Consider the following 22073-nt stretch of genomic DNA (forward strand, 5'->3'; position numbering starts at 1 on the left):
CCCGGCGGCCCCCCGCCCGGCGGCCCGCCGGGCAGGCCCCGCCTGACGGGCACCGCCTGGCGGGCCCGCCCGGCGACGGGCGGAACGAGGTCACTCCCAGCGGAACCAGCGCGCCGCCGCGGCGAGGCCCGCGACCGCCCAGACCGCCAGCACGGCGACCGATCCCCACGGCAGCCCGGCGCCGTCGGCCAGCACCGACCGCAGCCCCTCGGCCAGGGCGCCCGTCGGCGTCAGCTCGAGGACCGTCCGCACGCCCGCAGGAAAGCCGGACAGCGGGATGACCACGCCGCCGAGCACCAGCAGCAACAGGTACACGAGGTTCGCCGCCGCCAGCGTCGCCTCGGCGCGGAGGGTGCCGGCCATCAGCAGGCCCAGGCCGGCGAAGGCCAGCGTCCCGGCGACCAGCAGCACGACCACGGCCGCCGCCGAGCCCGACGGGCGCCAGCCCAGGGCCAGCCCGAGGCCGCCGACCAGCACGACCTGCAGCGCCTCCACGACCAGCACGGTCAGCGCCTTGGCCAGGAGCAACGCCCAGCGGGGCAGCGGCGACGCCGCCAGCCGTTTCAGCGCGCCATACCGCCGCTCGTACCCGGTCGCGATCGCCAGCGACGTGAACGCCGTCGACATCACGCACAGCGCCAGGATGCCGGGCACGAGGAAGTCGACCCGCTCGTAGTCGCCGGTGTCGAACACCGGCGCGGCGGTCAGCAACCACAGCAGGACGACCGGGATCGCGGCGGTCAGCAGCAGCTGCTCGCCGTTGCGGAGCAGCAGGCGGATCTCGAACAGCGTCTGGGCCAGCAGCATCCGGCCCGCGGGTGCCGCCCCCGGCGCCGGCGTGAACGGCGAACCCCCGCCCGACGGCGACCGCCTGGCGGCCGGCGTGGAGGTCATCGCGTCGTCCCTTCCGCCCCGATCAACTCCAGATAGACGTCCTCCAGCGACCGGTGCCCGACCTGCAGGCCCTCCGCCAGGATGTCGTTCGCCGCGCACCAGGAGGTCAGCGTCGCCAGCAGCCGCGGGTCGACCCGTGCCGTGACCTCGTACGAGCCGGGCGCGACCTCGCGCACCGTGGCGGTGTCGGGCAGCGCCGCCCGCAGCGACCCGACGTCCAGGCGGGGCGGGCCGCCGAAACGGATCACGTCGTCGGAGACGCCGCTGGTCAGCTCCTGCGGTGTGCCCTCGGCCAGCACCCGGCCGGCGTCGATGATCACGACGTGGTCGGCGAGCCGCTCCGCCTCGTCGATCAGGTGGGTCGTCAGCACGACGGTGACGCCGGCGGCCCGCAGCTCGTCCAGCAGCTGCCACGTCGAGCGTCGGGCCTGCGGATCGAGCCCCGCGGTCGGCTCGTCGAGGAACACCACCTCGGGCCGCCCGACCAGCGCCGCCGCCAGCGCGACCCGCTGCCGCTCACCGCCGGACAGCCGGCGCAACGGCGCCCGGCCGAGGGTGTCCAGGCCGAGCCGCGCCACCAGCATCGGCACGTCCAGCGGATCGGCGTGCAGCCGCGACAGGTGCGTGAGGAGCTCGACCGGCCGCGCGCCCGGGTAGAAACCGGCGCCCTCCTGCAGCATGACGCCCACCCGGGGCCGCAGCGCGGCGCCGTCGCGCCATGGGTCGAGCCCGAGCACCCGCACGCTGCCGGCGTCGGGACGGCGGAAGCCCTCGCAGATCTCGATGGTGGTGGTCTTGCCGGCGCCGTTGGGGCCGAGGACCGCGGTGATCGTCCCGGCGGCGACCCGCAGCGACAGGCCGTCGACCGCGGTGACGCCGTCGTAGCGCTTGACCAGAGACGAGATCTCGACGGCCGGCGCTGCGCTCATCGTGCGAGTGTCGCACGGGCCGCCCGGCCCGCCGACGACCGGTCGGACCGGCGGTCTCCGGCCGGGATCACAGCTCGCCGACGTCGTCCTGCTCGTCGACGACCTCGGGCTCGCGTGCCGCGCGTGCCGGGCCGACGACGAACGCCAGCGCGAAGATCAGCAGGCCGACGCCGGTCAGGATCCAGCCGATGACGCTGAGGTCGAACGCGCCGGTCCGGTCGCGCACGCCGAGGGCCAGGATCAGCCCCAGCGTCATCAGGAAGATGCCACGGCCAAGGGTCATGTCAGCCACGTACCCCCAGCCCAAGCGCACAAACCGGCGGCCGACCCGGGCTCACGCCGCGGCCGGACCGCCGTGTCGCCAGGCCTCCGCGGGGACCCGGTCGAGCACGTCCGACAGCGCGTCCAGGCCGCTCACCAGCCGGTCCGGGGTGAGCCGCCCGGCCTGGTAGCCGATCATCGTGTCGCCCGCGAACCGCCACTCCCACGCCGGTCCCGCCTCGAGCTGGGCGACGACCGGCGCCTGCAGCACCGTCGTCGCGAACAGCTGGTCGACGCAGGCGACGTGGTAACGGCGCCCGGGCTCGCCGGGCAGGTCCGCGCCGGGCCGGTCCAGAACCCGCGCCACCGCACCGGCGATGGCGTCCTTCCTGGTCACGGCGAGGTCGGGAACGTGCGCGGGCAGCGGGATCGTCACGACGCTGCGACGGTGCGGGATCGCGGTCTTCGCGGTGGGCGACGGCGTGACCTCGTAGAGATACTCGAACGCGACGAACTCCCGGCCTCGGTGGGTGCCGGTGACGACGGGGCGCGCGACGCCGCCGCCGGGGTGGAAGGGCGGGCCGGGCCAGCGGCGGGTCAGCTCCTCGTCGCCCGAGCCGACCGCCCAGCCGCGCGCATGAACGAATCCGCGCAGGTCGGCGAGGCGGCGCTGGGCGGTGAACCGCCCGTACCGCACACCCACGAGCACGGCGCCGGCCAGCGCGGCGAAGAGCAGGACGACGGCAGCTTCCATGGCCACCACGTACCCGCCACTGCCCATGATCATGTTCCCTCGCGGACGCTCAGGCGCCGTGAGGGAACATGATCACGGGAGGGGGGGAACAAAGGTAAGGCTGACCTGCGTGATGCATCGCACGGTGAGAAGGTTGAGACCCGCCCGGAAAAAGAGCACGATGGTGTTGTGAAAAACGTGCGCGACGCCACGCGGGCACCGGGCGACGAGCCCGGCGTCCAGGAGGCGCATGCGCGCACCAGGGAGCGGGTCGCCCGCTCCATCCTCGAGAACGGGCCGTCGACGGCGGCGGCGCTGGGCGAGCGCCTGGGGCTGACCCCGGCGGCCGTACGGCGTCACCTCGACACCCTGCTGGCCGAGGGCGTCATCGAGTCGCGCGAAGAGCGAGTCTACGGCCACCGCGGCCGCGGCCGCCCGGCCAAGGTGTTCGTCCTGACGCCCGCCGGTCGCGACGCGTTCGAGCAGGCCTACGACGACCTCGCGGTCGGCGCGCTGCGGTTCCTCGCCGAAACCGGGGGAGAGCACCTCGTCGCCGAGTTCGCCCGCCGGCGCATCGCCGACCTCGAGGAGCGGTACCGGCCTATCATCGAGTCGGTACCTCCGGAGCAGCGCGCGGCCGCGCTCGCCGACGCCCTCAGCGCCGACGGATACGCCGCGTCGGCCCAGGCCTCGCCGGTCTCCGGCGAGCAGCTGTGCCAGCACCACTGCCCGGTGGCGCACGTCGCCGAGCAGTTCCCGCAGTTGTGCGAGGCCGAGACGGAGGCGTTCGCCCGGCTGCTCGACACCCACGTCCAGCGCATCGCCACCATCGCGCACGGCGAGGGCGTCTGCACCACGCACATCCCCGCGGCGGCAGCGCCACGCGGGACCACAGGAAAGACGAACGAGTCCGCGGAGAGGATCTCCCACATATGACCACCACCGCTCACCCCGAGCTCGAGGGCCTGGGTCGTTACGAGTACGGCTGGGCCGACAGCGACACCGCCGGCGCGGCCGCCAAGCGCGGGCTGAACGAGGACGTGGTCCGCGAGATCTCCGCGCTCAAGAACGAGCCCGAGTGGATGCTCGAGACCCGCCTCAAGGCGCTGCGGCTGTTCGACAAGAAGCCGATGCCGACGTGGGGCGCCGACCTCTCGTCCATCGACTTCGAGAACATCAAGTACTTCGTCCGGTCGACGGAGAAGCAGGCCGCGTCCTGGGACGAGCTGCCCGAGGACATCAAGAACACCTACGACAAGCTCGGCATCCCCGAGGCCGAGAAGCAGCGCCTGGTCGCCGGCGTCGCGGCGCAGTACGAGTCCGAGGTCGTCTACCACAAGATCCGTGAGGACCTCGAGGAGCAGGGCGTCATCTTCCTCGACACCGACACCGGCCTCAAGGAGCACCCCGAGCTGTTCAAGGAGTACTTCGCCTCGGTCATCCCGGCCGGCGACAACAAGTTCTCCGCGCTGAACACGGCGGTCTGGTCCGGCGGCTCGTTCATCTACGTGCCGAAGGGCGTCCACGTCGAGATCCCGCTGCAGGCCTACTTCCGCATCAACACCGAGAACATGGGCCAGTTCGAGCGGACGCTGATCATCGCCGACGAGGACTCCTACGTCCACTACGTCGAGGGCTGCACCGCCCCCATCTACACGTCCGACTCCCTGCACAGCGCGGTCGTCGAGATCGTCGTGAAGAAGGGCGCCCGGGTCCGCTACACGACCATCCAGAACTGGTCGAACAACGTGTACAACCTGGTGACGAAGCGCGCCACGGCCGCCGAGGGCGCCACCATGGAGTGGATCGACGGCAACATCGGCTCGAAGATCACCATGAAGTACCCGGCGATCTACCTCATGGGCGAGCACGCCAAGGGCGAGACGCTGTCGCTGGCCTTCGCCGGCGAGGGCCAGCACCAGGACTCCGGGTCCAAGATGGTGCATCTCGCGCCGAACACCTCGAGCTCCATCGTGTCGAAGTCGGTCGCCCGCGGCGGCGGCCGGACGTCGTACCGCGGCCTGGTGCAGGTCATGCCGCGCGCCAGCCACAGCGCCAGCACGGTGCGCTGCGACGCGCTGCTCGTCGACACCATCTCGCGCTCGGACACCTACCCGTACGTCGACATCCGCAACGACGACGTCTCCATGGGCCACGAGGCCACCGTCTCCAAGGTCAGCGAGGACCAGCTCTTCTACCTCATGAGCCGCGGTCTCACCGAGGAGGAGGCCATGGCGATGATCGTGCGCGGCTTCATCGAGCCCATCGCGCGCGAGCTGCCCATGGAGTACGCGCTGGAGCTGAACCGGCTGATCGAGCTGCAGATGGAGGGCGCGGTCGGCTGACGCCGGCGGCCGCACCCCGACACCCAGCAGCCCGACCACCCACGAGAGAGAGCAGATGACCACGGACACGGCTCAGCAGGCCCAGCACGGCCTCACCGAGCACTCGCACGGCGCCGGCGCGCCCGACCACGGCGGGAGCGCCTTCGACACCATCGCGTCGTTCGACGTCGCCGACCACCCGGTGCCGCACGGGCGCGAGGAGGAGTGGCGCTTCACGCCGATGGCGCGGCTGCGCGGCCTGCACGACGACACCCCGCTCGACGGGCACGACTACGAGGTCAGCGTCGACGCCGACCCGCAGGTCGTCGTCGAGACGGTCGAGGCCGCCGACCCGCGGCGCGGCTCGTCCGGCTACGTGCCGAACGACCGCCCCAGCGCCCGGGCGTGGGCCGAGGCCGACAAGGTGCTGGCCATCACCGTTCCGGCCGACGTCGTCGCCGGCAAGCCGACGATCGTGCGGCTGCGTGGCCTGAGCGCTGAGAAGGCCGCCGCCGGCCACGTCGTCATCACCGCCGAGCGGTTCAGCCAGTCCGTCGTCGTGCTCGAGCACGAGGGCTCGGCGGCCTTCGCCGACAACGTCGAGATCATCACGCACGACGGCGCCCGGCTCACCCTGGTGACGCTGCAGGACTGGGCCGACGACTCTGTGCACCTGTCGCACCACCACGTCAGCGTCGGCCGCGACGCCGTCGTCAAGCACGTCGTGGTGAGCTTCGGCGGCGACCTCGTGCGCACGTCCGTCACGCTCGACTACGCCGCGCCCGGCGGCGACGCCGAGCTGCTCGGCCTGTACTTCGCCGACAGCGGCCAGCACCTCGAGAAGCGCCTGTTCGTCGACCACAACCAGCCCAACTGCCGCAGCAACGTGCTCTACAAGGGTGCGCTGCAGGGCGGGAAGGCGCACACGGTGTGGATCGGCAACGTGCTCATCCGGCCCGCGGCCGAGGGCATCAGCACCTACGAGCTCAACCGCAACCTGGTGCTCACCGACGGCGCCCGCGCCGACTCCGTCCCGAACCTCGAGATCGAGACCGGCGAGATCGAGGGCGCCGGGCACGCCAGCGCCACCGGCCGGTTCGACGACGAGCAGCTGTTCTACCTGATGGCGCGGGGCATCCCGGCCGACGAGGCCCGCCGGCTGGTCGTGCGCGGCTTCTTCACCGAGCTGATCAACAAGATCGGCGTCCCGGAGATCGCCGAGCGGCTGACCGCCACCGTCGAGCGTGAGCTGGCCATCGGCGAGGGCCTGCCGGCCGCCACGACGCACTGACCACCGAAGAACACCCGAGAGGCATCGAGACAATGAGCACCCTGGAGATCCGCGACCTGCACGTCTCCGTCGAGACCGAGGCCGGTCCCAAGGAGATCCTGCGCGGCGTCGACCTCACCGTCCGTAGCGGCGAGACGCACGCCATCATGGGCCCGAACGGCTCGGGCAAGTCGACGCTGGCCTATTCGCTGGCCGGGCACCCGAAGTACACCGTCACCAGCGGCGAGGTGCTGCTCGACGGCGAGAACGTGCTGGAGATGACGGTCGACGAGCGGGCCCGCGCCGGCCTGTTCCTGGCCATGCAGTACCCGGTCGAGGTGCCGGGCGTGTCGGTGTCGAACTTCCTGCGCACCGCCAAGACCGCCGTCGACGGCGAGGCGCCGAAGCTGCGCACCTGGGTCAAGGACGTCAAGGAGGCCATGGACCGCCTGGCCATCGCCGACGACTTCGCCGAGCGCGACCTCAACACCGGCTTCTCCGGCGGTGAGAAGAAGCGCCACGAGATCCTCCAGCTGGAGCTGCTCAACCCGAAGTTCGCCGTCCTCGACGAGACCGACTCCGGCCTCGACATCGACGCGCTGCGGGTGGTGTCCGACGGCGTCAACCGCTTCTCCGCGGGCGGCGACAAGGGCGTCCTGCTGATCACGCACTACACGCGCATCCTGCGCTACATCAAGCCCGACTTCGTGCACGTCTTCGTCGCCGGCCGCGTCGCCGAGGAGGGCGGCCCGGAGCTGGCGGAGAAGCTGGAGGAGAAGGGCTACGTCGACTACGTCGGCACCCCCGCCTGAGCCGCCGACCGTCCGACACCGAGGAGCCACCGTGAGCGCACCGCACAGCCCGCTGGACGTGGATCGGGTCCGCAAGGACTTCCCGATCCTCGAACGGCGGCTCGCCGGTGACCACCCGCTGGTCTACCTCGACTCCGCGAACACGTCGCAGAAGCCGACGGCCGTCCTCGACACCCTCGCCGAGCACTACACCCGGCACAACGCCAACGTGGCGCGTGCGGTGCACCAGCTCGGCGAGGAGTCGACGGCGGCCTACGAGGGCGCCCGCGACAAGCTCGCCGCGCTGATCAAGGCGCCCAGCCGCGACGAGATCATCTTCACGAAGAACGCGTCCGAGGCGCTCAACCTGGTCGCGCACACCCTGGCCAGCGGCCTGGCCGACGACCCGCACTACCGCCTGGGGCCCGGCGACGAGATCGTCGTCACCCAGATGGAGCACCACTCCAACATCGTGCCGTGGCAGCTGGCGGCGAAGCGGACGGGCGCGGCGTTCCGCTGGTTCGGGCTGACCGACGACGGCCGGCTCGACCTGTCGACCATCGGCGAGCTGATCAACGAGCGGACGAAGATCGTCTCGCTGGTGCACCAGTCGAACAGCCTCGGCACCGTCAACGACGTCGCCACCGTCGTCGCCCGCGCCCGCGAGGTGGGCGCGCTGGTGCTGCTCGACGGCTCGCAGTCGGTGCCGCACCAGCCCATCGACGTCACGGCGCTGGGCGTCGACCTGCTCGCGTTCACCGGCCACAAGATGGTCGGGCCGACGGGCATCGGCGTGCTGTGGGGCCGCCGCGAGGTGCTCGATGCGCTGCCCCCGTTCCTCGGCGGCGGCGAGATGATCGAGACCGTCGACATGACGGGGTCGACGTTCGCCCCCATCCCGCACAAGTTCGAGGCCGGCACGCCGCCCATCGCGCAGGCCATCGGCCTCGGCGCGGCGGTCGACTACCTCACCGGCGTGGGCCTCGACCGCATCCACGAGCACGAGCTGGGCCTGACGGCGTACGCGCTCGACAAGCTCAACGCCGTCGACGGCGTCCGGATCATCGGGCCGAACTCCATGGAGTCGCGCGGCGGCACCGTCTCGTTCGTCGTCGACGGCGTCCACCCGCACGACGTCGGCCAGCTCCTCGACGAGCAGGGCGTCGCCGTCCGCGTCGGGCACCACTGCGCCCGGCCGGTCTGCGTCCGGTACGGAATACCCGCGACCACCCGAGCGTCGTTCTACCTGTACACCACGTTCGACGAGATCGACGCGCTCGCCGACGGTCTCCATCAGGTGAAGAGGTTCTTCGGGTGAGCGACAGCCTGTACCAGGAGATCATCCTGGACCACTACAAGCACCCGCACGGACGCGGGCTGCGCGAGCCGTTCGGCGGCGAGGCGCACCACGTCAACCCCACGTGCGGCGACGAGATCACCGTCCGGGTCGCCATCGACGGCTCCACCATCACCGACGTCTCGTACGACGGGCAGGGCTGCTCGATCAGCCAGGCGTCGGCGAGCGTCCTGCACGAGCTGCTCACGGGCACGACGGTCGAGGACGCCTTCGCCGTGGAGAAGACCTTCACCGAGCTCATGCAGGGCCGCGGCCAGGTCGAGCCCGACGAGGACGTGCTCGGCGACGGCATCGCCTTCGCCGGCGTCGCCAAGTACCCCGCCCGGGTCAAGTGCGCGCTGCTGAGCTGGATGGCGTTCAAGGACGCGACCGCTCGCGCGCTCACCGGCGCCGGGCAGACTTCCGAGGAGGAGACCCGATGACCGCCACCGTCGACCTCGAGGACCTCAAGGAGGCCCTCCGCGACGTCGTCGACCCCGAGCTGGGCATCAACGTCGTCGACCTCGGCCTCATCTACGGCGTCACCGTCGACGAGCAGAACGTCGCCACCATCGACATGACGCTCACCAGCGCCGCCTGCCCGCTCACCGACCTCATCGAGGAGCAGGCCGCGGCCGCCACCGACGGCCTGGTCAGCGAGCTGCGCATCAACTGGGTGTGGATGCCGCCGTGGGGACCTGACAAGATCACCGACGAGGGGCGGGAGCAGCTGCGCGCGCTCGGCTTCAACGTATGAGCGCACCGCAGGCCGTCGTCTTCGACCTCGGGGGAGTGCTGGTCGACTGGGACCCGCGCTACCTCTACCGCACGCTGCTGCCGTCCGAGGACGCGGTGGAGCGGTTCCTCGCCGAGGTCACGACGCCGGAGTGGAACGCCGCGCAGGACGCCGGCCGCACCTGGGCCGACGCCGTCGCGACGCTGTCCGCCGAGTTCCCCGAGCACGCCGAGCTGATCTCGGCCTACGACACCCGGTGGATCGAGACCATCGGCGGCGAGATCGAGGGCACCGTCGAGCTGCTGCGCGAGCTGCGCGACGCCGGCTCCGTCGGGCTGTTCGCGCTGACCAACTGGTCGGCGGAGAAGTTCCCGCTGGCCATGGAGCGGTTCGAGTGGCTGTCGTGGTTCGAGGGCATCGTGGTGTCCGGGACGGAGCGGCTGGTGAAGCCCGATCCGCGCATCTTCCAGCTGCTGCTCGACCGCTACGGTCTCGACGCGTCGTCGACGGTGTACATCGACGACAATCCGCCCAATGTCGACGCCGCCGCGGACCTGGGCATGACCAGCCTGCACTTCACCGGCCCCGACCGGCTGCGCGACGAGCTGTCGCAGCTGGGCCTGGTGTCACCCGATCGTTCATCCGAGGAGTGAGAGATGGCCGTCCGACCGATCCGGCTGTTCGGCGACCCCGTGCTGCGCACCAAGGCCGAGCCCGTCGTCGACTTCGACCGTGAGCTGCGCCAGCTCGTCACCGACCTCGTCGACACCATGCAGGCCGCGCCGGGCGCCGGGCTCGCCGCCCCGCAGATCGGCGTCTCCCTCCGCGTCTTCACCTACGACGTCGACGACGTCGTGGGCCACCTGATCAACCCGTCGCTCGAGCTGTCCGAGGAGGAGCAGTTCGGCCCCGAGGGCTGCCTTTCGCTCCCCGGCCTCGAGTACGACTGCCGCCGCGCCCTGCGCGTCGTCGCCCACGGCTTCAACATGTACGGCGACCCCGTCACCATCGAGGGGTCCGAGCGGCTGGCGCGCGCCATCCAGCACGAGACCGACCACCTCGACGGCATCCTCTTCATCGACAAGCTCGACCGCGAGGCCCGCAAGGCGGCGATGAAGGTCATCCGCGAGGCCGACTGGGCGGGGGAGCAGGCGCCGGTCATCAAGGAATCGCCGCACGCGACGTTCGGCCGCGCCATCTGACGCCGGCGCCGGCTCCGCCCCGCGGCGTGGCGCACTCCGAGGACGCAACCCGCAGCGCCCCCGAGTTGATCTTGGAGTTGTTCGGCAATCGCCGGGCGAAATGTCCGATAGATGGCCGAACAACTCCAAGATCAACGTCGGCGTGCGTCAGGAGGCGTCCGGGCGGGCGTCGTAGCGCAGCAGGACGAGCTGGGAGTCGTCCAGGCGGCGGGCGTCGAGCAGCCGCAGGGGAGTGCAGGGCCCGCCGTCCCATACCGGCGTGCCGCCGCCGAGGAACGCCGACCCCACCAGCAGGTGCACCTCGTCGACCAGGCCGGCCCGCAGCAGTGACGTCCACAGGGTGCGGCTGCCGAACGTGAGGATGTCACCGCCGTCCTGCTCCTTCAGCGCCCTGACGACGTCCGGCGCGTCGGCCCGCTTCACCACCCGGGCATCGCCCCACGGTTCGGACGGGTCGAGCGTCAGGCCGTCCGAGACGACCACCTTCTCGATGGCGTTGTTGCGCCGGGAGATCTCCCGCTCCGCCTCGCGCACGTCCGTTCGGTCGGCGACGGAGGGCCAGTAGGACCGGAAGCCCTCGAACGACGTCCGCCCGAGCAGCAACGTCGACGCCGCCCGCAGGCGGGCGGCGTTGTAGTCGTCGAAGGTGTCGTCGAACGGCATGACCATGACGTCCTTGCCGGGGCCCTCGTAGTAGCCGTCGGCGGAGACGATGTTGGTGACGATCAGCTGACGCATGATGTGCTCCTTCCGCGTGGTGACACAGTCACCAGGGCAGAGACACAGCATGCCGCCGATTCATCGGTCCGGCGCGGAGAAATCGTGCGCGATCAGCCGGGCGAGGCAGTCGTTCCAGCCCTGGGCGTGGTTCGCGCTGTCGGCGGGGTCGGTGAACCGCTCGTGCGTGACGACGACGTCCGTCGCGCCGTCCGGTGCGTCGAGGAACTCCACCGTCACCAGCGTCTCGTCGTCCTCGCCGTCCCAGCGCCAGGTGTGCACCAGCCGGGCCGGCGGCTCGACGGTGGCGAACTCGCCGCTGACGGCCATGCCGGCGGGCTCCGACGCGATCCGGAACCGTCCGCCGACCCGCAGGTCGATGCTGCACTGAGTGTCGAACGAGTCCGGCCAGTACCAGCGGGCCAGTTCGGCGGGGTCGGTCCAGGCCCGCCAGACGCGCGACCTGTCGGCCGGGACGCGCCGCTTCAGCTGCAGGGTCAGGGGCGTCGTCACGGGTTCTCCTTCAGGTAGGTGGTCAGGGCGCCCAGCCGCTCGTCCCAATAGGCGCCGTACTCGGCCAGCCAGGCCGCGGCGTCGCGCAGCGGCGCCGCCGTCAGCGTGCAGTACCGCTGCCGGCCCCGCTTCGCCGTCGCGACTAGCCCGGCGCGCTGGAGGACCGAGAGGTGCTTGGTCAGCGCCGGGAGGCTGGCCGCCAGGGGAGTGGCCAGCTCGGTCATCGTCGCCGGGCCGAGGCGCAGGCGTTCGACGACGGCACGGCGGGTCGGGTCGGAGAGTGCCGCGAACACGACGTCCAGGCTGCTCGGGGCGGGGCGAGCGGGGCTCATGCCGTCGGACAATACTTCACCACATGGTGAAGTGACAAGCACCCCGGCTTGTGTTCGCTGGTTCCGTAGTGCTACGGTTCATTAGCCAAGTAATGAACCTAGGAACCGAAGGGGGTGTGCATGTTCGACGACCGGAGCCCGATCTACCACCAGATCGCGGAGGCCATCAAGAACGACATCCTCAGTGGCGCGTTGGGAGCTGACGAGCAGGTGATGTCCACCAACCAGTACGCGGCGTACTACCGCATCAATCCGGCGACCGCCGCCAAGGGCTTCCAGCAGCTGGTGGACGAAGGCGTCCTCTACAAGCGGCGGGGCATCGGCATGTTCGTCAGCCCCGACGCCCGCGACATGCTGCTGTCCCAGCGTCGCGAGCGGTTCTTCGCCGACGTCGTCGAGCCGATGATCGCCGAGGCCCGGGTCATCGGCATCCCGCTCGACGACGTCGTCGCCCGCATCCAGACGCTGAAGGGTCGTGAGTCGGCATGACGTTGGGCATCGAGATCGAGAACCTCACCGTCCGCTACCCGGGCGTGACGGCGATCGACGACCTCACGCTGAAGCTCGAGGGCGGCAAGATCTACGGGCTGCTGGGCCGCAACGGGTCGGGTAAGACGACGCTGCTGTCGCTCATCGCGGCGTTCCGCCGGGTCACCGAGGGCGCCATCCTCGTCGACGGTGAGGCGCCGTTCGAGAACGAGCGGCTGACGCAGCAGATCTGCCTGGTTCGCGAGAGCGGCGACATCGTGGTCGACGGCGACAGCGTCAAGGGCATCCTGCGCCGCTCGCGCCGGTTCCGGCCGCACTGGGACGACGAGTTCGCGCACCGCCTGCTCGACCTGTTCCAGCTGCCGCTCAACCGCGGCGTCGCCAAGCTGTCGCGCGGGCAGAAGTCGGCGCTCGGCATCACCGTCGGGCTGGCGTCGCGGGCGCCGCTGACCATGCTCGACGAGGCGTACCTCGGCATGGACGCGCCGTCGCGGTACGCGTTCTACGACGTCCTGCTCGAGGACTACATCGAGAACCCGCGCACGATCATCCTGTCGACGCACCTCATCGAGGAGGTCGCGCGGCTGTTCGAGGAGGTCGTCATCATCGACCGCGGCCGGCTGGTGGCGCACGACGACACCGAGTCGCTGCGCATGCGCGGCGCCGCCGTCGTCGGCCCCGCCGCCGCCGTCGACGACTTCACCACCGGCATGACGGTCCTCGGCGAGCAGCGCCTCGGTGGCACGAAGTCGGTCACCGTCTACGGCGAGATCGACCCCGATGCGCGCGCCGTCGCAGCCGACTGGGGCCTGGAGCTGTCGCCCGTCGCGCTGCAGGACCTGTTCGTCCACCTCACGAAGGGAGACCGGGCATGAGCGCCCTCACGTACCGCCGCTCCCGGGCGTCGTTCCTGGACCTCTCGGCCGGCTTCTCGCAGGCCGTCGGCTGGTTCATCGTCACCGTCGCGGTGATCTTCCTGGTCATCGGGGTGATCATCGACCTCGCGACGGGCGGCACCAGCGAGAGCATCTGGGAGAACTCCGCCTACGCGACGCGGTATTTCCCGCTCTCGATGGGCATCATGATCACCGCCGCCTACCTGCCGGTGGCCGTGGCCTCGGGCGTCACCCGGCGCAGCTTCGGCTGGGCGGGCGCGGGCGTCGTCATCGCGCTGTCCGGTCTCATGGCGCTGTTCGAGGCCGGCGGCTACCTCATCGAGTACGGCCTGTACCGCGCGGTCGGCGAGACGCCGGAGTTCACCACGCCGCACCTGTTCGACCAGGGCTACCAGTTCTGGCTCATCGTCCCCGAGGTGTGGATCGTCGTCGCCGCCAACGTGGCCGCCGGCTGGCTGATCGGCTCGGCCTACTACAAGTGGGGCTGGTTCGGCCCGACGCTGGCCCTGCCGCTGCTGCTCCTCCCGCTGCTGGCCGTCGAGGCGATCATGGCGGTCGGCTGGGCCGGCGCGGCGCTCGACGCCATGAACGTCGAGCACCTGCCCACGGCCGCCGCGGTGCCCGCCGCGCTCGCCGTCCTCACCCTCACTCTCGCGGGAATCCACAGCTTCGTCCGCACCATCGATCTCCGGCCGCAGAAGGCCTGACACCGTCCGTCGGAAGGGACCGCAGCACCATGCCGATCATCGAAGTGACCAACCTGCACAAGGTCTACGGCTCCACCGTCGCCGTCGACGACGTCTCGTTCACCGTCGAGGAGGGCGAGATCTTCGGGATCCTCGGCCCCAACGGCGCCGGCAAGACCACCACCGTCGAGTGCATCGAGGGCCTGCGCCGGCCCGACGGCGGCAGCGTCAGCGTGCTGGGCCTGGACCCCGCCCGCGACCGGGCGGAGGTGCGCGGCGTGCTCGGCGCCCAGCTGCAGGAGAGCGAACTGCCCGAGAAGATCACCGTCGCCGAGGCCCTCGACCTCTACGCGTCGTTCTACCCGTCGCCGGCGAACCCGGCCGAGCTGCTCGCCGACCTCGGACTCACCGAGAAGGCCGGCACCCGGTTCGAGAAGCTGTCCGGCGGGCAGAAGCAGCGGCTGTCCATCGCGCTGGCGCTGGTCGGCAACCCGCGCGTCGCCGTGCTCGACGAGCTCACCACCGGCCTCGACCCGCAGGCGCGGCGCGACACCTGGCAGCTGATCGAGCAGGTACGGGCGCGCGGCGTCACGATCCTGCTGGTCACGCACTTCATGGACGAGGCCGAGCGGCTGTGCGACCGGCTCGCGCTGATCGACGGCGGGCGGGTCGCCGCCATCGACAGCCCGGCAGGCCTGGTCGCGCGGGTGGCCACCGAGCAGACGCTGCGGTTCCGCCCGTCGTCGCCGCTGGACGAGGCCATCCTCACCGCGCTGCCCGACGTCACCGGCGTCAGCCGCGACGGCGGCCACTACGTCGTCACCGGCACCGGCAACCTGCCCTACACCGTCATCACCACGCTGGCCGCGCACGACGTCGTCGCCGCCGAGCTGCGCATGGACCAGGCCAGTCTCGAGGACGCGTTCGTCGCGATGACCGGCCGGTCGTTCGAGCCGCAGGCCGCGGCCTGACACCTGACGCCGTCAGCGACCAGAAGAGGAGACCTCCATGTCCACCCTGACCAAGATCACGACGGTCGAGTCCAAGCTGTTCCTGCGCGACACCACGTCCGCCGTCATGACGTTCGCCCTGCCGATCGGCCTCATGGTGGTCTTCGGCTCCATCGGGCTGGGCGAGGACGACCCCGAGGCCGGCATCACCAAGGCGTTCCTGCCGGTCATGGCGCTGGCGCTGTCGGCGGCCCTGCTCGGGCTCAGCGTCCTCCCGACGGTGCTCGCGACCTACCGCGAGAAGGGCATCCTGCGCCGGCTGTCCACCACACCGGTCCACCCGGGCAACGTGCTCGCGGCACAGCTGCTGGTCAACCTGGCGGCATTGATCGCCGCGGCGGTCATCGTGGTGCTGCTCGGCGCCGTCGCCTTCGACCTCGGCACGCCGTCGAACCTGGCCGGGTTCCTCGTCGCCTTCGTGCTGACGGCGACCGCGCTGTTCGCGCTCGGCCTGCTCGTCGCGGCGCTGGCGCCGACCGGCAAGGCGGCGACGTCGATCGGCATGCTGCTGTTCTTCCCGAGCATGTTCTTCGCCGGCGTGTGGACGCCGGGCGACCTGATGCCGTCGTGGGCGCGGCCGGTCCGCGACGTGTCGCCGCTCGGCGCCGGCATGGAGGCGTTGCAGGACGCGTGGAACGGCGCCTGGCCCGACGGGACGAACCTGCTCGCGCTGGTCGTGGTGACGGTGCTCGCCGGCGGCGTCGCGGCGCGCGTGTTCCGCTGGGAGTGAGTGCGGGTCAGACGACCTCGGCCAGTTCCGGTGCGCGTCCGGCCGGGAGTGCGGGGAGTGAGCGCGCGGTGTCCTCGAGCAGGTGGACGCCGCGCGTGAACTCGTCGACGCGGCCGGTGTAGGGGATGCGGAGGAACCGCTCGAACGCCCCGTCGACGCCGAACCGGGGGCCGGCGATGAGGCTGAGACCCCTGGTCAGGCCGAACAGCGCGAGCGCGGAGCTGATCGGCGCGCCGAGCCCGATCCACAGCGACACGCCGCCGTCGGGCACCGGGACGTCCCACCGCGGCAGCCGCTCGTGCAGCTCGCGCACCATCACGTCGCGGTGGTGCCGCAGCTGCTCGACGCGGCGCTGGACCAGCGCGTCGTAGTCGTCGAAGACCTCGATGGCGACCAGCTGCTCCAGCTCGGGCGTCCCGAGGTCGCCGGCCGCCCGCGCCGCGTGCAGCGCACCGATGACGTCGTCGTCGGCCCGGATCCAGCCGATGCGCAGGCCGCCCCACACGCTCTTGCCGAGCGAGCCGATGGTGACGGTGCGATGGCCATCCGCGCGCGCGGCGAACGGCACATCGGTCCAGCCGCGGTCGATGTCGAGGTCGGCCGTCGTCTCGTCGATGACCAGGACGGTGCCCGCGCGGCGCGCCTCGCGGACGACGTCGTCTCGCTCCGCCGGCGACATGGAGGCGCCGGTCGGGTTCTGGAAGTCGGGGATCAGGTAGGCCAGCGACGGGCGGGCCCGCTCGAACGCCTCGCGCAGCCGCTCGCCGTCCCAGCCGTCGGCGGTTACGGGGACGGTGACCAGCCGCCCGCCGCTCATGCGGAACGCGTCAAGCGCGTGCGGGTAGGTCGGCGCCTCGACCAGCACCCGGTCGGCCTGGCGCACCAGCGTTCGCCCGATCAGCGCGATGGCGTGCTGGGCGCCGAGGGTGACCATGATCTGGCTCGGCGTGGTGGGCAACTGCCGCTTCGTGTAGTGGTGCGCGATACGCTCGCGCAGCCTCAGGCTGCCGACGAGGTCGAAGCCGCTCTTGCCGAGAACCCCCGTGAGATCGGCGGTGGCGCGCTGGACGATCGCCTCGAGCCCGCTGATGGCCGCCGGCGCGGCCCGGGCGAAGTCGACGAGGGCCGGCTGGGGGAGGGCGCCCTGTCCGTCACGCTGATGCGGCAGGGCGACCACGCTGCCGGAGCCCCGCTGGCTCACCAGGTGGCCGGTCTGCTTGAGCGCGCGGTACGCCGACACGATGGTGGTGCGGCTGCGGTTGAGCTCGTCCGCCAGCTCCCGCTCGGCAGGCAGCCGCGTCCGCGTCGGCAGCCGCCCGTCGATGATCAGCAGCCTGATGCGGTCGGCCAGCGCGTGGTACGCGCTCTGCCCCTCCGTCTCCCACTCGCCGAGCAGGGTCCGCAGATCCTTCGGCCCGATGCGCCCGCCATCCATCAGTCCAGTCTCTCATGATTGGCCTCTTGTTGAGAACAGTGGACTGGTGTTTCGTGGAAGGCGGCAGGAGATTGGTCTTGTTCATTGGGGTGGCGGGCGTCATGGGTGTGATCGTGGTGGTTGCGGTGCTGCTGCTGGCGTGGGCGCTGGCGGCCGGTCTGTGGACGGCGCAGCACGGGGACGTGCGGGCCCAGCCCTTCCGCTCCGACTACGACAGCCGCCGGCCGCGTCCGTGAGCGGGCGCCGCGTCGCGGCCGGGGGTGGCGGGAGCGGTGCCGCGGAGGCGGTACACTGTTCATCGCTCCGCAGCACGCAGGTGGGGCGGCCACGGGCTGTGGCGCAGCTTGGTAGCGCACTTGACTGGGGGTCAAGGGGTCGCAGGTTCAAATCCTGTCAGCCCGACCGATCGACTCGCCCCGTTGACGCAGGTCAGCGGGGCTTTTTCATGCCTGGCACCACCACCGACGACGCGCAGGCGCGGCGGGTCACCAGCTCCGACCACCGCATTGGGGACACGGTTCGCACACCGGACCGGCGATCGGCGGTAGTCGCCCCCAACCAGCCGGCCGACCCTGTTTATGCTCACGCCCATGGCACTCGAATGGGAGCAGATCATCGTCGACTCCAACGACCCCATCGCCCTCGGGCGCTGGTGGGCCGAGGCTCTCGGCTGGGTCGTGGTCGACGAATCCGAGGAGATCATCGAGATCCGGCCTGAGCCGGACCAGCTCCCGGGGCTGCTCTTCGTGCCTGTCCCCGAGGGCAAGACGTCGAAGAACCGGCTCCACCCCGACTTCCGCCCCGACGACCAGGAGGCCGAGGTCGCCCGGCTGCTCTCCCTCGGCGCCCGGCGCGTCGACGCCGTGCAGGACGAGCAGCACTGGGTGACCCTCCTCGACCCGGAGGGCAACGAATTCTGTGTCCTGGGTGAGCGGAAGGGCTGAGCGGGGCCAGACGGGGTTCATCCAAGAAACGAGGCGTCATGGCGCCTCGTTTCTTGGATGATCATGAGCGCGCCCATCGCCCAGCCTCGCCGCGAGGCGCATGGAGCGGTCGTTGGCGGTCTGCGTGTACAGCACCACCGGTTCACCGGGCTGCGCCCCGGCGAACCAGTCGAGTGCCGCCGTGCACGCCTCGGCGGCGTACCCGTGTCCCCACGCCCGCGGCAGGAACAGGTAGCCGAGCTCGACCTTCCCGACGACGTGGGACGGGTGGCCGCCCTCCGTGTCGCGCCGTTCGAGCGTGACGATGCCGATCATCGCTCCTTCGAGGTCGACGACGAAGAGGCCCGGGCGCCGCTCGGGCTCGTCGGGCAGCGCGCGCTCGAACTCGTCGCGCGGACGGGGGCCGCCGATGTAGGTGCCCACCTCCGGCGAGGTGAACAGCTCGATGATCGCCGGACGGTCCCGGGCCTCGGGTTCGCGGAGCACGAGCCGTTCGGTCCTGATCGGGGCGGGTGGCCAGGCGCCGGCGACGAACTCAGGCATGGGGAGCGACCTCTCGCGCGTAGCGGGTGGCCGTGGCGGCGGCGCGGTCACGGAGGGAGGTGCGCAACGACTGCGGGGCCAGGGCTTCGGCGTCCATGGCGAGCTGCCACAGCGCCCATTCGGCGTGTCGCGAATCCTGGAACGTCACCTCCAGCCGCAGCCAGCCGTCGTCATCGGGTTCCTCGGCGCGGACGGCGACCGCGCTGCTCAGCAGCTCCTCCCGCCGCGCCGGATTCACGCGGACGAGCACCGCGATGTGGCCGTCGGACAGGAACTGGGCGCAGCGGTCCCGCCAGACCCGCTCGAGGTCGACGCGGGGTGCTCTCTGCGCGGGTTCGGGGAGTTCCTCGGCGGCCAGGATGCGCGACAGCCGGTACGTGCGGTCCGCGCCCGATCGGGTGGCCAGCAGGTAGCCCCGGTCGCGCACGGTGACCAGGCCGATCGGGTCGACAGTGCGCCACTGCGGCGGCCGGCCCGTGGCCGCGTAGTGGATGCGCAGCCGGTGCCCGGCGAGCACCGCGCGCCGGACCTGGACCACCGTGGCGCCGGGCACATCGTCGGTGACGAGCCGGCGGGAGAGCAGGTCGGTCTCGGGCTCGACGAGGATGCGCTGCGCCGCGTCGCTCGCGGTGGCCCGATGACTCTCGGGCAGCGCGTCGACCACCTTGCGCATGGCCGAGGCGAGCGCCGAGCCGAGGCCGAACACCTGCTCGCCGCGGCCCGATCCGGCGGTCAGCACGGCAAGGGCCTCGTCGTGGTTCAGGCCGGTCAGTTCGGTCCGGAAGCCGGGCAGCAGCGCGAACCCGCCGTGCCGGCCGCGTTCGGCGTAGACCGGGACGCCGGCGGCGGACAGCGCCTCGATGTCGCGCAGGACGGTGCGGGTGGACACCTCCAGCTCGCGGGCCAGCGTGTCAGCCGTCAGCCGGCCGCGCTGACGCAGCAGCAGCACCAGCGAGACCAACCGGTCGGCGCGCATGCGAGAACGCTATCGGAATACCTGACGAAGGATGTCGTGATTCTCGCGGAGGCTCGTGCACGTACCGACACCGATGAAGCGAACGGAGCTGATGTGGCAATGCAACGAACGGCGGTCAACCCGGTGCCGTGGTCGGTCGAGCTGGGCTTCAACCAGGGCGAGCTCGTCTCCGGGCACACCCGGACCCTCTACTGCTCCGGACAGACCGCGATGAGCGGCGACGGCAAGCCGCAGCACGACGGCGACCCGGCGGCGCAGCTGGCGCTCAGCCTCGACAACCTGGAGGCCGTGCTCGGCGAGGCCGGCATGTCGCTGGCGAACCTCGTCCGGCTCAACGTCTACACCACCGATGTCGATCTGCTGTTCCAGCACTACGGCGTGCTGGCGTCGCGGCTGGGCGCCGCCGGAGTGGCGCCGTCCACCACGATGCTCGGAGTGACGCGGCTGGCGATCCCGGGACAGCTGGTCGAACTCGAGGGGACCGCCGTGGCCTGACGCGCTCGCCGTCCGCGCCGACGACCGGGCATCGACGCGCCGGGGCGGTCTGAGCCGCCAGAAGGCGGCCATGACCGCAGGGGTGTAGACGCTGAAGCCAACGGTTGGCGCTGGCGTCTACACCCGCGGGCCGGTACCGGCCTGCCCCTGCCTCGTCACGCGGGCGCGGCGGTGAAGTCCCACCGCGTATGGCTGAATCCTCCGGTCTTGCCGAACCCGAGCGCGCGTTCCGGCCTGAGCTCGTAGACCACCGGTGTTGCGCTCCCCATGCGGAAGGTGCCGTCGTCGTCCACCTCGGCGGCCCATGCGCTGCCGTACTTGGCGGTGTGGGCATCGGCGACCCGCTGCAGGATCTGCCGTTCCCGCACGGCGATCGCGTCGCCGAGCAGGACGATGTCCAGGCCCTCGTCCCACCGGTTGCACCCGGTCGTCACGGCACAGTGCGGGCTGGCCGCGAGATTCCGAGACTTCTGCTCCTCCGCTCCGCTGGAGAAATAGAAGGCGTCGTCCAGCCAGACGCCGACGACCGGCGTCACATGGGGCTGCCCACCGGTTCTGACGGTCGACACCCAGAACAGCTCGGCGTTCTGGAGGTGGGTCACGGCGTCCTGCCACGGGATGGGCTGCGCGTCGTCGCTGCTGTACCGCGGGTCGATGGTCGTCTCGGGCATGTGGGACACGGTTCCCCCTTGGTCTCGGGTTCCGGCGGCCGGCGAGCCGACCGGTGCTCACCTCGGACGCGGCCGCATGGCATCACCACCTACTGTGCCCCTCACCGCCCGGCCGGCGCGTCCCATGCCTGGCGGGTCAGCCGGAACCGCCTGCTCGAAGGCCAGTCTGCCCTGGGAGACGCCCCGGCCCTGATGACGCAGGCCGAGCCAGGACTCGGACCGGACCTCACGCTGGATCGCGAAGTCGTCGGCCTCGAGCTCCTGGACGCCCACCGGCTCACCGGTCCGCGGAGATGGCCAGATTCAGCGCCGCTCCGCGAGCTCGGCCAGTTCCTCGTGGGTGGGCAGCCGCAGTTCCAGCTGGGTCCGGCAGTGCGCTCCGCGGGTTGGGGGAGCGCCAGGCAGTATTCGGCCCGCCCGCCGGTCAGAGGGCGTCGGACGGGGGAGCGGCGGCGGACAGCAGGGTCTCGGCGAGGCGACGGGCCTGCTTGGCGGGGCCCGTCGGGCCGAGGGACTGGCCGGTGGCGTGCATGCCGTCGAGGACGAGCATGAGCTGGTCGGCGAGGGTGCCGGGGTCGGCGACGCCAAGCCGGCCGGTCAGCTCGCGCAGCGTCTGCCGCAGCCACGACTTGGCCGCGACCGCGTTGCGGTGGGCCGGCAGGGCGGGGTCGGGGAACTCCGCGAGCGTCTTCAGCATCGCGCAGCCGCGATAGCGGTCGGAGCTCACCTCCGCGAAGACGGTGTCGAAGATCGCCAGGATCTGGTCGCGAGGGTCGGGCCCGGCCGCCTCGGCCGCGGCCTCGCACACCGACTGGAAGTCGTGGTGCATGCGCTCGACGTAGGAGCCGACCAGCCCGTCCTTGGAGTCGAACAGGCGGTAGAGCGTCGTCGGAGCGACGCCGGCCTCCGCCGCGACGTGGTCGACGCCGGTGGCGCGGATGCCGTTGTCGTAGAAGAGCTCACCGGCGACCTGGAGCACGTGTGACCTGGTCTCACTGGCGGTTCGTGGCACGGGTCTCCCTCTCGGTTGCGATGTTAGGGATCGTTCCCTACCCTATGTTAGGGATCGTTCCCTCACCCACTCTATCCCGGCAGCCGGGTCCAGGTCACGTCACGACGAGCCAACTCGCCGGGCTCCGACCGACTCAGCGCCACACGAC

At 71.3% G+C, this 22073-nt stretch carries 29 protein-coding genes and 1 tRNA gene; 18 read left to right on the top strand and 12 right to left on the bottom strand.

All coding sequences use genetic code 11. The features are described 5' to 3' along the window. Nucleotides 1-90: 90 nt before the first annotated feature. The 4 genes from DY240_RS29945 to DY240_RS29960 form a co-directional block, all read right to left on the bottom strand. Nucleotides 91-894 (bottom strand): ABC transporter permease, encoded by an 804-nt coding sequence (locus DY240_RS29945; protein ID WP_119663301.1) that lies wholly within the window; start codon nucleotides 892-894, stop codon nucleotides 91-93. After that, nucleotides 891-1823, bottom strand: coding sequence for an ABC transporter ATP-binding protein (locus DY240_RS29950; protein ID WP_119663302.1), 933 nt, complete (start codon nucleotides 1821-1823; stop codon nucleotides 891-893). Before DY240_RS29950 ends, DY240_RS29945 begins: the two co-directional genes overlap by 4 nt. Before the next feature lie 67 nt (nucleotides 1824-1890). Then, the gene (locus DY240_RS29955) at nucleotides 1891-2106 is read right to left on the bottom strand and encodes a DUF6458 family protein (protein WP_147375590.1); all 216 of its coding nucleotides are present in this window, start codon (nucleotides 2104-2106) and stop codon (nucleotides 1891-1893) included. Nucleotides 2107-2157: 51 nt separating this feature from the next. Next, a complete protein-coding gene (locus tag DY240_RS29960; protein WP_119663304.1) occupies nucleotides 2158-2871 on the bottom strand; it encodes a hypothetical protein in 714 nt (237 codons plus the stop codon). Nucleotides 2872-3015: 144 nt separating this feature from the next. Here DY240_RS29960 and DY240_RS29965 point away from each other — a divergent pair, with 144 nt between their 5' ends. From DY240_RS29965 to def, 9 genes are read left to right on the top strand one after another with little or no spacing between them, the layout of a single operon-like run. Continuing rightward, a complete protein-coding gene (locus DY240_RS29965; protein WP_199702743.1) occupies nucleotides 3016-3753 on the top strand; it encodes a helix-turn-helix transcriptional regulator in 738 nt (245 codons plus the stop codon). After that, nucleotides 3750-5162 carry a Fe-S cluster assembly protein SufB gene (gene sufB / locus DY240_RS29970; protein ID WP_119663306.1) on the top strand — a complete coding sequence of 471 codons (1413 nt, stop codon included), beginning with the start codon at nucleotides 3750-3752 and terminating at the stop codon, nucleotides 5160-5162. The genes DY240_RS29965 and sufB overlap by 4 nt, the downstream gene beginning before the upstream one ends. Nucleotides 5163-5217: 55 nt before the next feature. Beyond that, on the top strand, nucleotides 5218-6432 hold the full coding sequence (gene sufD, locus DY240_RS29975) for a Fe-S cluster assembly protein SufD (protein ID WP_119663307.1): 1215 nt from the start codon (nucleotides 5218-5220) through the stop codon (nucleotides 6430-6432). A 32-nt stretch (nucleotides 6433-6464) separates the two neighbouring features. Then, on the top strand, nucleotides 6465-7223 hold the full coding sequence (sufC, locus tag DY240_RS29980) for a Fe-S cluster assembly ATPase SufC (protein ID WP_119663308.1): 759 nt from the start codon (nucleotides 6465-6467) through the stop codon (nucleotides 7221-7223). A 31-nt stretch (nucleotides 7224-7254) separates the two neighbouring features. Continuing rightward, nucleotides 7255-8520: a cysteine desulfurase gene (locus DY240_RS29985; protein WP_119663309.1), complete on the top strand. Its 1266-nt coding sequence runs from the start codon at nucleotides 7255-7257 to the stop codon at nucleotides 8518-8520. After that, nucleotides 8517-8981 (top strand): Fe-S cluster assembly sulfur transfer protein SufU, encoded by a 465-nt coding sequence (gene sufU, locus DY240_RS29990; RefSeq protein ID WP_119663310.1) that lies wholly within the window; start codon nucleotides 8517-8519, stop codon nucleotides 8979-8981. The genes DY240_RS29985 and sufU overlap by 4 nt, the downstream gene beginning before the upstream one ends. Next, nucleotides 8978-9295: a metal-sulfur cluster assembly factor gene (locus DY240_RS29995; protein ID WP_119663311.1), complete on the top strand. Its 318-nt coding sequence runs from the start codon at nucleotides 8978-8980 to the stop codon at nucleotides 9293-9295. Before sufU ends, DY240_RS29995 begins: the two co-directional genes overlap by 4 nt. Beyond that, nucleotides 9292-9927: an HAD family hydrolase gene (locus tag DY240_RS30000; RefSeq protein ID WP_119663312.1), complete on the top strand. Its 636-nt coding sequence runs from the start codon at nucleotides 9292-9294 to the stop codon at nucleotides 9925-9927. The genes DY240_RS29995 and DY240_RS30000 overlap by 4 nt, the downstream gene beginning before the upstream one ends. Before the next feature lie 3 nt (nucleotides 9928-9930). Further along, entirely contained in the window at nucleotides 9931-10476 is a 546-nt protein-coding gene (gene def, locus DY240_RS30005; RefSeq protein ID WP_119663313.1) for a peptide deformylase, read from the top strand. A gap of 147 nt (nucleotides 10477-10623) precedes the next feature. On the opposite strand, the gene DY240_RS30010 is transcribed toward def, so the two are convergent. From DY240_RS30010 to DY240_RS30020, 3 genes are read right to left on the bottom strand one after another with little or no spacing between them, the layout of a single operon-like run. Beyond that, nucleotides 10624-11214 carry a dihydrofolate reductase family protein gene (locus tag DY240_RS30010; RefSeq protein WP_119663314.1) on the bottom strand — a complete coding sequence of 197 codons (591 nt, stop codon included), beginning with the start codon at nucleotides 11212-11214 and terminating at the stop codon, nucleotides 10624-10626. 60 nt (nucleotides 11215-11274) lie between these two features. Next, complete coding sequence (locus DY240_RS30015) at nucleotides 11275-11706, bottom strand: SRPBCC family protein (RefSeq protein WP_158603061.1); 432 nt, start codon at nucleotides 11704-11706, stop codon at nucleotides 11275-11277. After that, nucleotides 11703-12038 (bottom strand): ArsR/SmtB family transcription factor, encoded by a 336-nt coding sequence (locus DY240_RS30020; RefSeq protein ID WP_119663339.1) that lies wholly within the window; start codon nucleotides 12036-12038, stop codon nucleotides 11703-11705. The genes DY240_RS30015 and DY240_RS30020 overlap by 4 nt, the downstream gene beginning before the upstream one ends. Before the next feature lie 120 nt (nucleotides 12039-12158). On the opposite strand from DY240_RS30020, the gene DY240_RS30025 reads away from it, so the two are divergent. Genes DY240_RS30025 through DY240_RS30045 form a run of 5 tightly spaced genes read left to right on the top strand, consistent with a single transcriptional unit; the run spans nucleotide 12159 to nucleotide 15849 of the window. Next, nucleotides 12159-12527: a GntR family transcriptional regulator gene (locus DY240_RS30025; RefSeq protein ID WP_119663316.1), complete on the top strand. Its 369-nt coding sequence runs from the start codon at nucleotides 12159-12161 to the stop codon at nucleotides 12525-12527. Further along, nucleotides 12524-13402, top strand: a complete 879-nt coding sequence (locus DY240_RS30030; RefSeq protein ID WP_119663317.1) for an ATP-binding cassette domain-containing protein — start codon at nucleotides 12524-12526, stop codon at nucleotides 13400-13402. The genes DY240_RS30025 and DY240_RS30030 overlap by 4 nt, the downstream gene beginning before the upstream one ends. Next, nucleotides 13399-14130 (top strand): hypothetical protein, encoded by a 732-nt coding sequence (locus DY240_RS30035; protein ID WP_119663318.1) that lies wholly within the window; start codon nucleotides 13399-13401, stop codon nucleotides 14128-14130. Before DY240_RS30030 ends, DY240_RS30035 begins: the two co-directional genes overlap by 4 nt. A gap of 29 nt (nucleotides 14131-14159) precedes the next feature. Further along, on the top strand, nucleotides 14160-15080 hold the full coding sequence (locus DY240_RS30040; RefSeq protein WP_119663319.1) for an ABC transporter ATP-binding protein: 921 nt from the start codon (nucleotides 14160-14162) through the stop codon (nucleotides 15078-15080). Between the two features lie 37 nt (nucleotides 15081-15117). Next, complete coding sequence (locus DY240_RS30045) at nucleotides 15118-15849, top strand: ABC transporter permease (RefSeq protein WP_119663320.1); 732 nt, start codon at nucleotides 15118-15120, stop codon at nucleotides 15847-15849. Between the two features lie 7 nt (nucleotides 15850-15856). On the opposite strand, the gene yczR is transcribed toward DY240_RS30045, so the two are convergent. Next, nucleotides 15857-17284 (bottom strand): MocR-like transcription factor YczR, encoded by a 1428-nt coding sequence (gene yczR / locus DY240_RS30050; protein WP_119663321.1) that lies wholly within the window; start codon nucleotides 17282-17284, stop codon nucleotides 15857-15859. A 101-nt stretch (nucleotides 17285-17385) separates the two neighbouring features. Here yczR and DY240_RS33840 point away from each other — a divergent pair, with 101 nt between their 5' ends. From DY240_RS33840 to DY240_RS30065, 3 genes are all read left to right on the top strand, one after another. Further along, nucleotides 17386-17520, top strand: coding sequence for a hypothetical protein (locus DY240_RS33840; protein WP_267901707.1), 135 nt, complete (start codon nucleotides 17386-17388; stop codon nucleotides 17518-17520). 92 nt (nucleotides 17521-17612) lie between these two features. After that, a tRNA-Pro gene (locus DY240_RS30060) sits at nucleotides 17613-17686 on the top strand. A gap of 176 nt (nucleotides 17687-17862) precedes the next feature. Continuing rightward, nucleotides 17863-18228: a VOC family protein gene (locus tag DY240_RS30065; RefSeq protein ID WP_119663323.1), complete on the top strand. Its 366-nt coding sequence runs from the start codon at nucleotides 17863-17865 to the stop codon at nucleotides 18226-18228. Nucleotides 18229-18264: 36 nt separating this feature from the next. On the opposite strand, the gene DY240_RS30070 is transcribed toward DY240_RS30065, so the two are convergent. Further along, nucleotides 18265-18771, bottom strand: a complete 507-nt coding sequence (locus DY240_RS30070) for a GNAT family N-acetyltransferase (protein ID WP_119663324.1) — start codon at nucleotides 18769-18771, stop codon at nucleotides 18265-18267. After that, entirely contained in the window at nucleotides 18764-19747 is a 984-nt protein-coding gene (locus DY240_RS30075) for a helix-turn-helix transcriptional regulator (RefSeq protein ID WP_119663325.1), read from the bottom strand. Before DY240_RS30075 ends, DY240_RS30070 begins: the two co-directional genes overlap by 8 nt. A gap of 99 nt (nucleotides 19748-19846) precedes the next feature. Here DY240_RS30075 and DY240_RS30080 point away from each other — a divergent pair, with 99 nt between their 5' ends. Continuing rightward, entirely contained in the window at nucleotides 19847-20242 is a 396-nt protein-coding gene (locus DY240_RS30080; RefSeq protein ID WP_119663326.1) for a RidA family protein, read from the top strand. 155 nt (nucleotides 20243-20397) lie between these two features. Here the strand turns inward: DY240_RS30080 and DY240_RS30085 are convergent, their stop codons facing one another. Further along, complete coding sequence (locus tag DY240_RS30085; RefSeq protein WP_119663327.1) at nucleotides 20398-20913, bottom strand: pyridoxamine 5'-phosphate oxidase family protein; 516 nt, start codon at nucleotides 20911-20913, stop codon at nucleotides 20398-20400. A gap of 424 nt (nucleotides 20914-21337) precedes the next feature. After that, nucleotides 21338-21925: a TetR/AcrR family transcriptional regulator gene (locus DY240_RS30095; protein WP_119663329.1), complete on the bottom strand. Its 588-nt coding sequence runs from the start codon at nucleotides 21923-21925 to the stop codon at nucleotides 21338-21340. Between the last annotated feature and the right edge of the window lie 148 nt (nucleotides 21926-22073).

Source organism: Jiangella rhizosphaerae, from assembly GCF_003579925.1.
GTDB lineage: Bacteria > Actinomycetota > Actinomycetes > Jiangellales > Jiangellaceae > Jiangella > Jiangella rhizosphaerae.

Excerpts from the sequence above, each read along its gene's own strand:
- DY240_RS30010 (WP_119663314.1), bottom strand. The coding sequence starts at position 11,214 with ATGCGTCAGCTGATCGTCACCAACATCGTCTCCGCCGACGGCTACTAC.
- DY240_RS30045 (WP_119663320.1), top strand. The coding sequence starts at position 15,118 with ATGTCCACCCTGACCAAGATCACGACGGTCGAGTCCAAGCTGTTCCTG.
- yczR (WP_119663321.1), bottom strand. The coding sequence starts at position 17,284 with ATGGATGGCGGGCGCATCGGGCCGAAGGATCTGCGGACCCTGCTCGGC.
- sufC (WP_119663308.1), top strand. The coding sequence starts at position 6,465 with ATGAGCACCCTGGAGATCCGCGACCTGCACGTCTCCGTCGAGACCGAG.
- sufD (WP_119663307.1), top strand. The coding sequence starts at position 5,218 with ATGACCACGGACACGGCTCAGCAGGCCCAGCACGGCCTCACCGAGCAC.
- DY240_RS30065 (WP_119663323.1), top strand. The coding sequence starts at position 17,863 with ATGCTCACGCCCATGGCACTCGAATGGGAGCAGATCATCGTCGACTCC.
- DY240_RS30070 (WP_119663324.1), bottom strand. The coding sequence starts at position 18,771 with ATGCCTGAGTTCGTCGCCGGCGCCTGGCCACCCGCCCCGATCAGGACC.
- def (WP_119663313.1), top strand. The coding sequence starts at position 9,931 with ATGGCCGTCCGACCGATCCGGCTGTTCGGCGACCCCGTGCTGCGCACC.
- DY240_RS30020 (WP_119663339.1), bottom strand. The coding sequence starts at position 12,038 with ATGAGCCCCGCTCGCCCCGCCCCGAGCAGCCTGGACGTCGTGTTCGCG.
- DY240_RS30085 (WP_119663327.1), bottom strand. The coding sequence starts at position 20,913 with ATGCCCGAGACGACCATCGACCCGCGGTACAGCAGCGACGACGCGCAG.
- DY240_RS30040 (WP_119663319.1), top strand. The coding sequence starts at position 14,160 with ATGCCGATCATCGAAGTGACCAACCTGCACAAGGTCTACGGCTCCACC.
- DY240_RS29945 (WP_119663301.1), bottom strand. The coding sequence starts at position 894 with ATGACCTCCACGCCGGCCGCCAGGCGGTCGCCGTCGGGCGGGGGTTCG.
- DY240_RS29950 (WP_119663302.1), bottom strand. The coding sequence starts at position 1,823 with ATGAGCGCAGCGCCGGCCGTCGAGATCTCGTCTCTGGTCAAGCGCTAC.
- DY240_RS29955 (WP_147375590.1), bottom strand. The coding sequence starts at position 2,106 with ATGACCCTTGGCCGTGGCATCTTCCTGATGACGCTGGGGCTGATCCTG.
- DY240_RS29960 (WP_119663304.1), bottom strand. The coding sequence starts at position 2,871 with ATGATCATGGGCAGTGGCGGGTACGTGGTGGCCATGGAAGCTGCCGTC.
- DY240_RS29995 (WP_119663311.1), top strand. The coding sequence starts at position 8,978 with ATGACCGCCACCGTCGACCTCGAGGACCTCAAGGAGGCCCTCCGCGAC.
- DY240_RS30035 (WP_119663318.1), top strand. The coding sequence starts at position 13,399 with ATGAGCGCCCTCACGTACCGCCGCTCCCGGGCGTCGTTCCTGGACCTC.
- DY240_RS33840 (WP_267901707.1), top strand. The coding sequence starts at position 17,386 with ATGGGTGTGATCGTGGTGGTTGCGGTGCTGCTGCTGGCGTGGGCGCTG.
- DY240_RS30075 (WP_119663325.1), bottom strand. The coding sequence starts at position 19,747 with ATGCGCGCCGACCGGTTGGTCTCGCTGGTGCTGCTGCTGCGTCAGCGC.
- DY240_RS30080 (WP_119663326.1), top strand. The coding sequence starts at position 19,847 with ATGCAACGAACGGCGGTCAACCCGGTGCCGTGGTCGGTCGAGCTGGGC.
- DY240_RS30030 (WP_119663317.1), top strand. The coding sequence starts at position 12,524 with ATGACGTTGGGCATCGAGATCGAGAACCTCACCGTCCGCTACCCGGGC.
- sufB (WP_119663306.1), top strand. The coding sequence starts at position 3,750 with ATGACCACCACCGCTCACCCCGAGCTCGAGGGCCTGGGTCGTTACGAG.
- DY240_RS30025 (WP_119663316.1), top strand. The coding sequence starts at position 12,159 with ATGTTCGACGACCGGAGCCCGATCTACCACCAGATCGCGGAGGCCATC.
- DY240_RS30000 (WP_119663312.1), top strand. The coding sequence starts at position 9,292 with ATGAGCGCACCGCAGGCCGTCGTCTTCGACCTCGGGGGAGTGCTGGTC.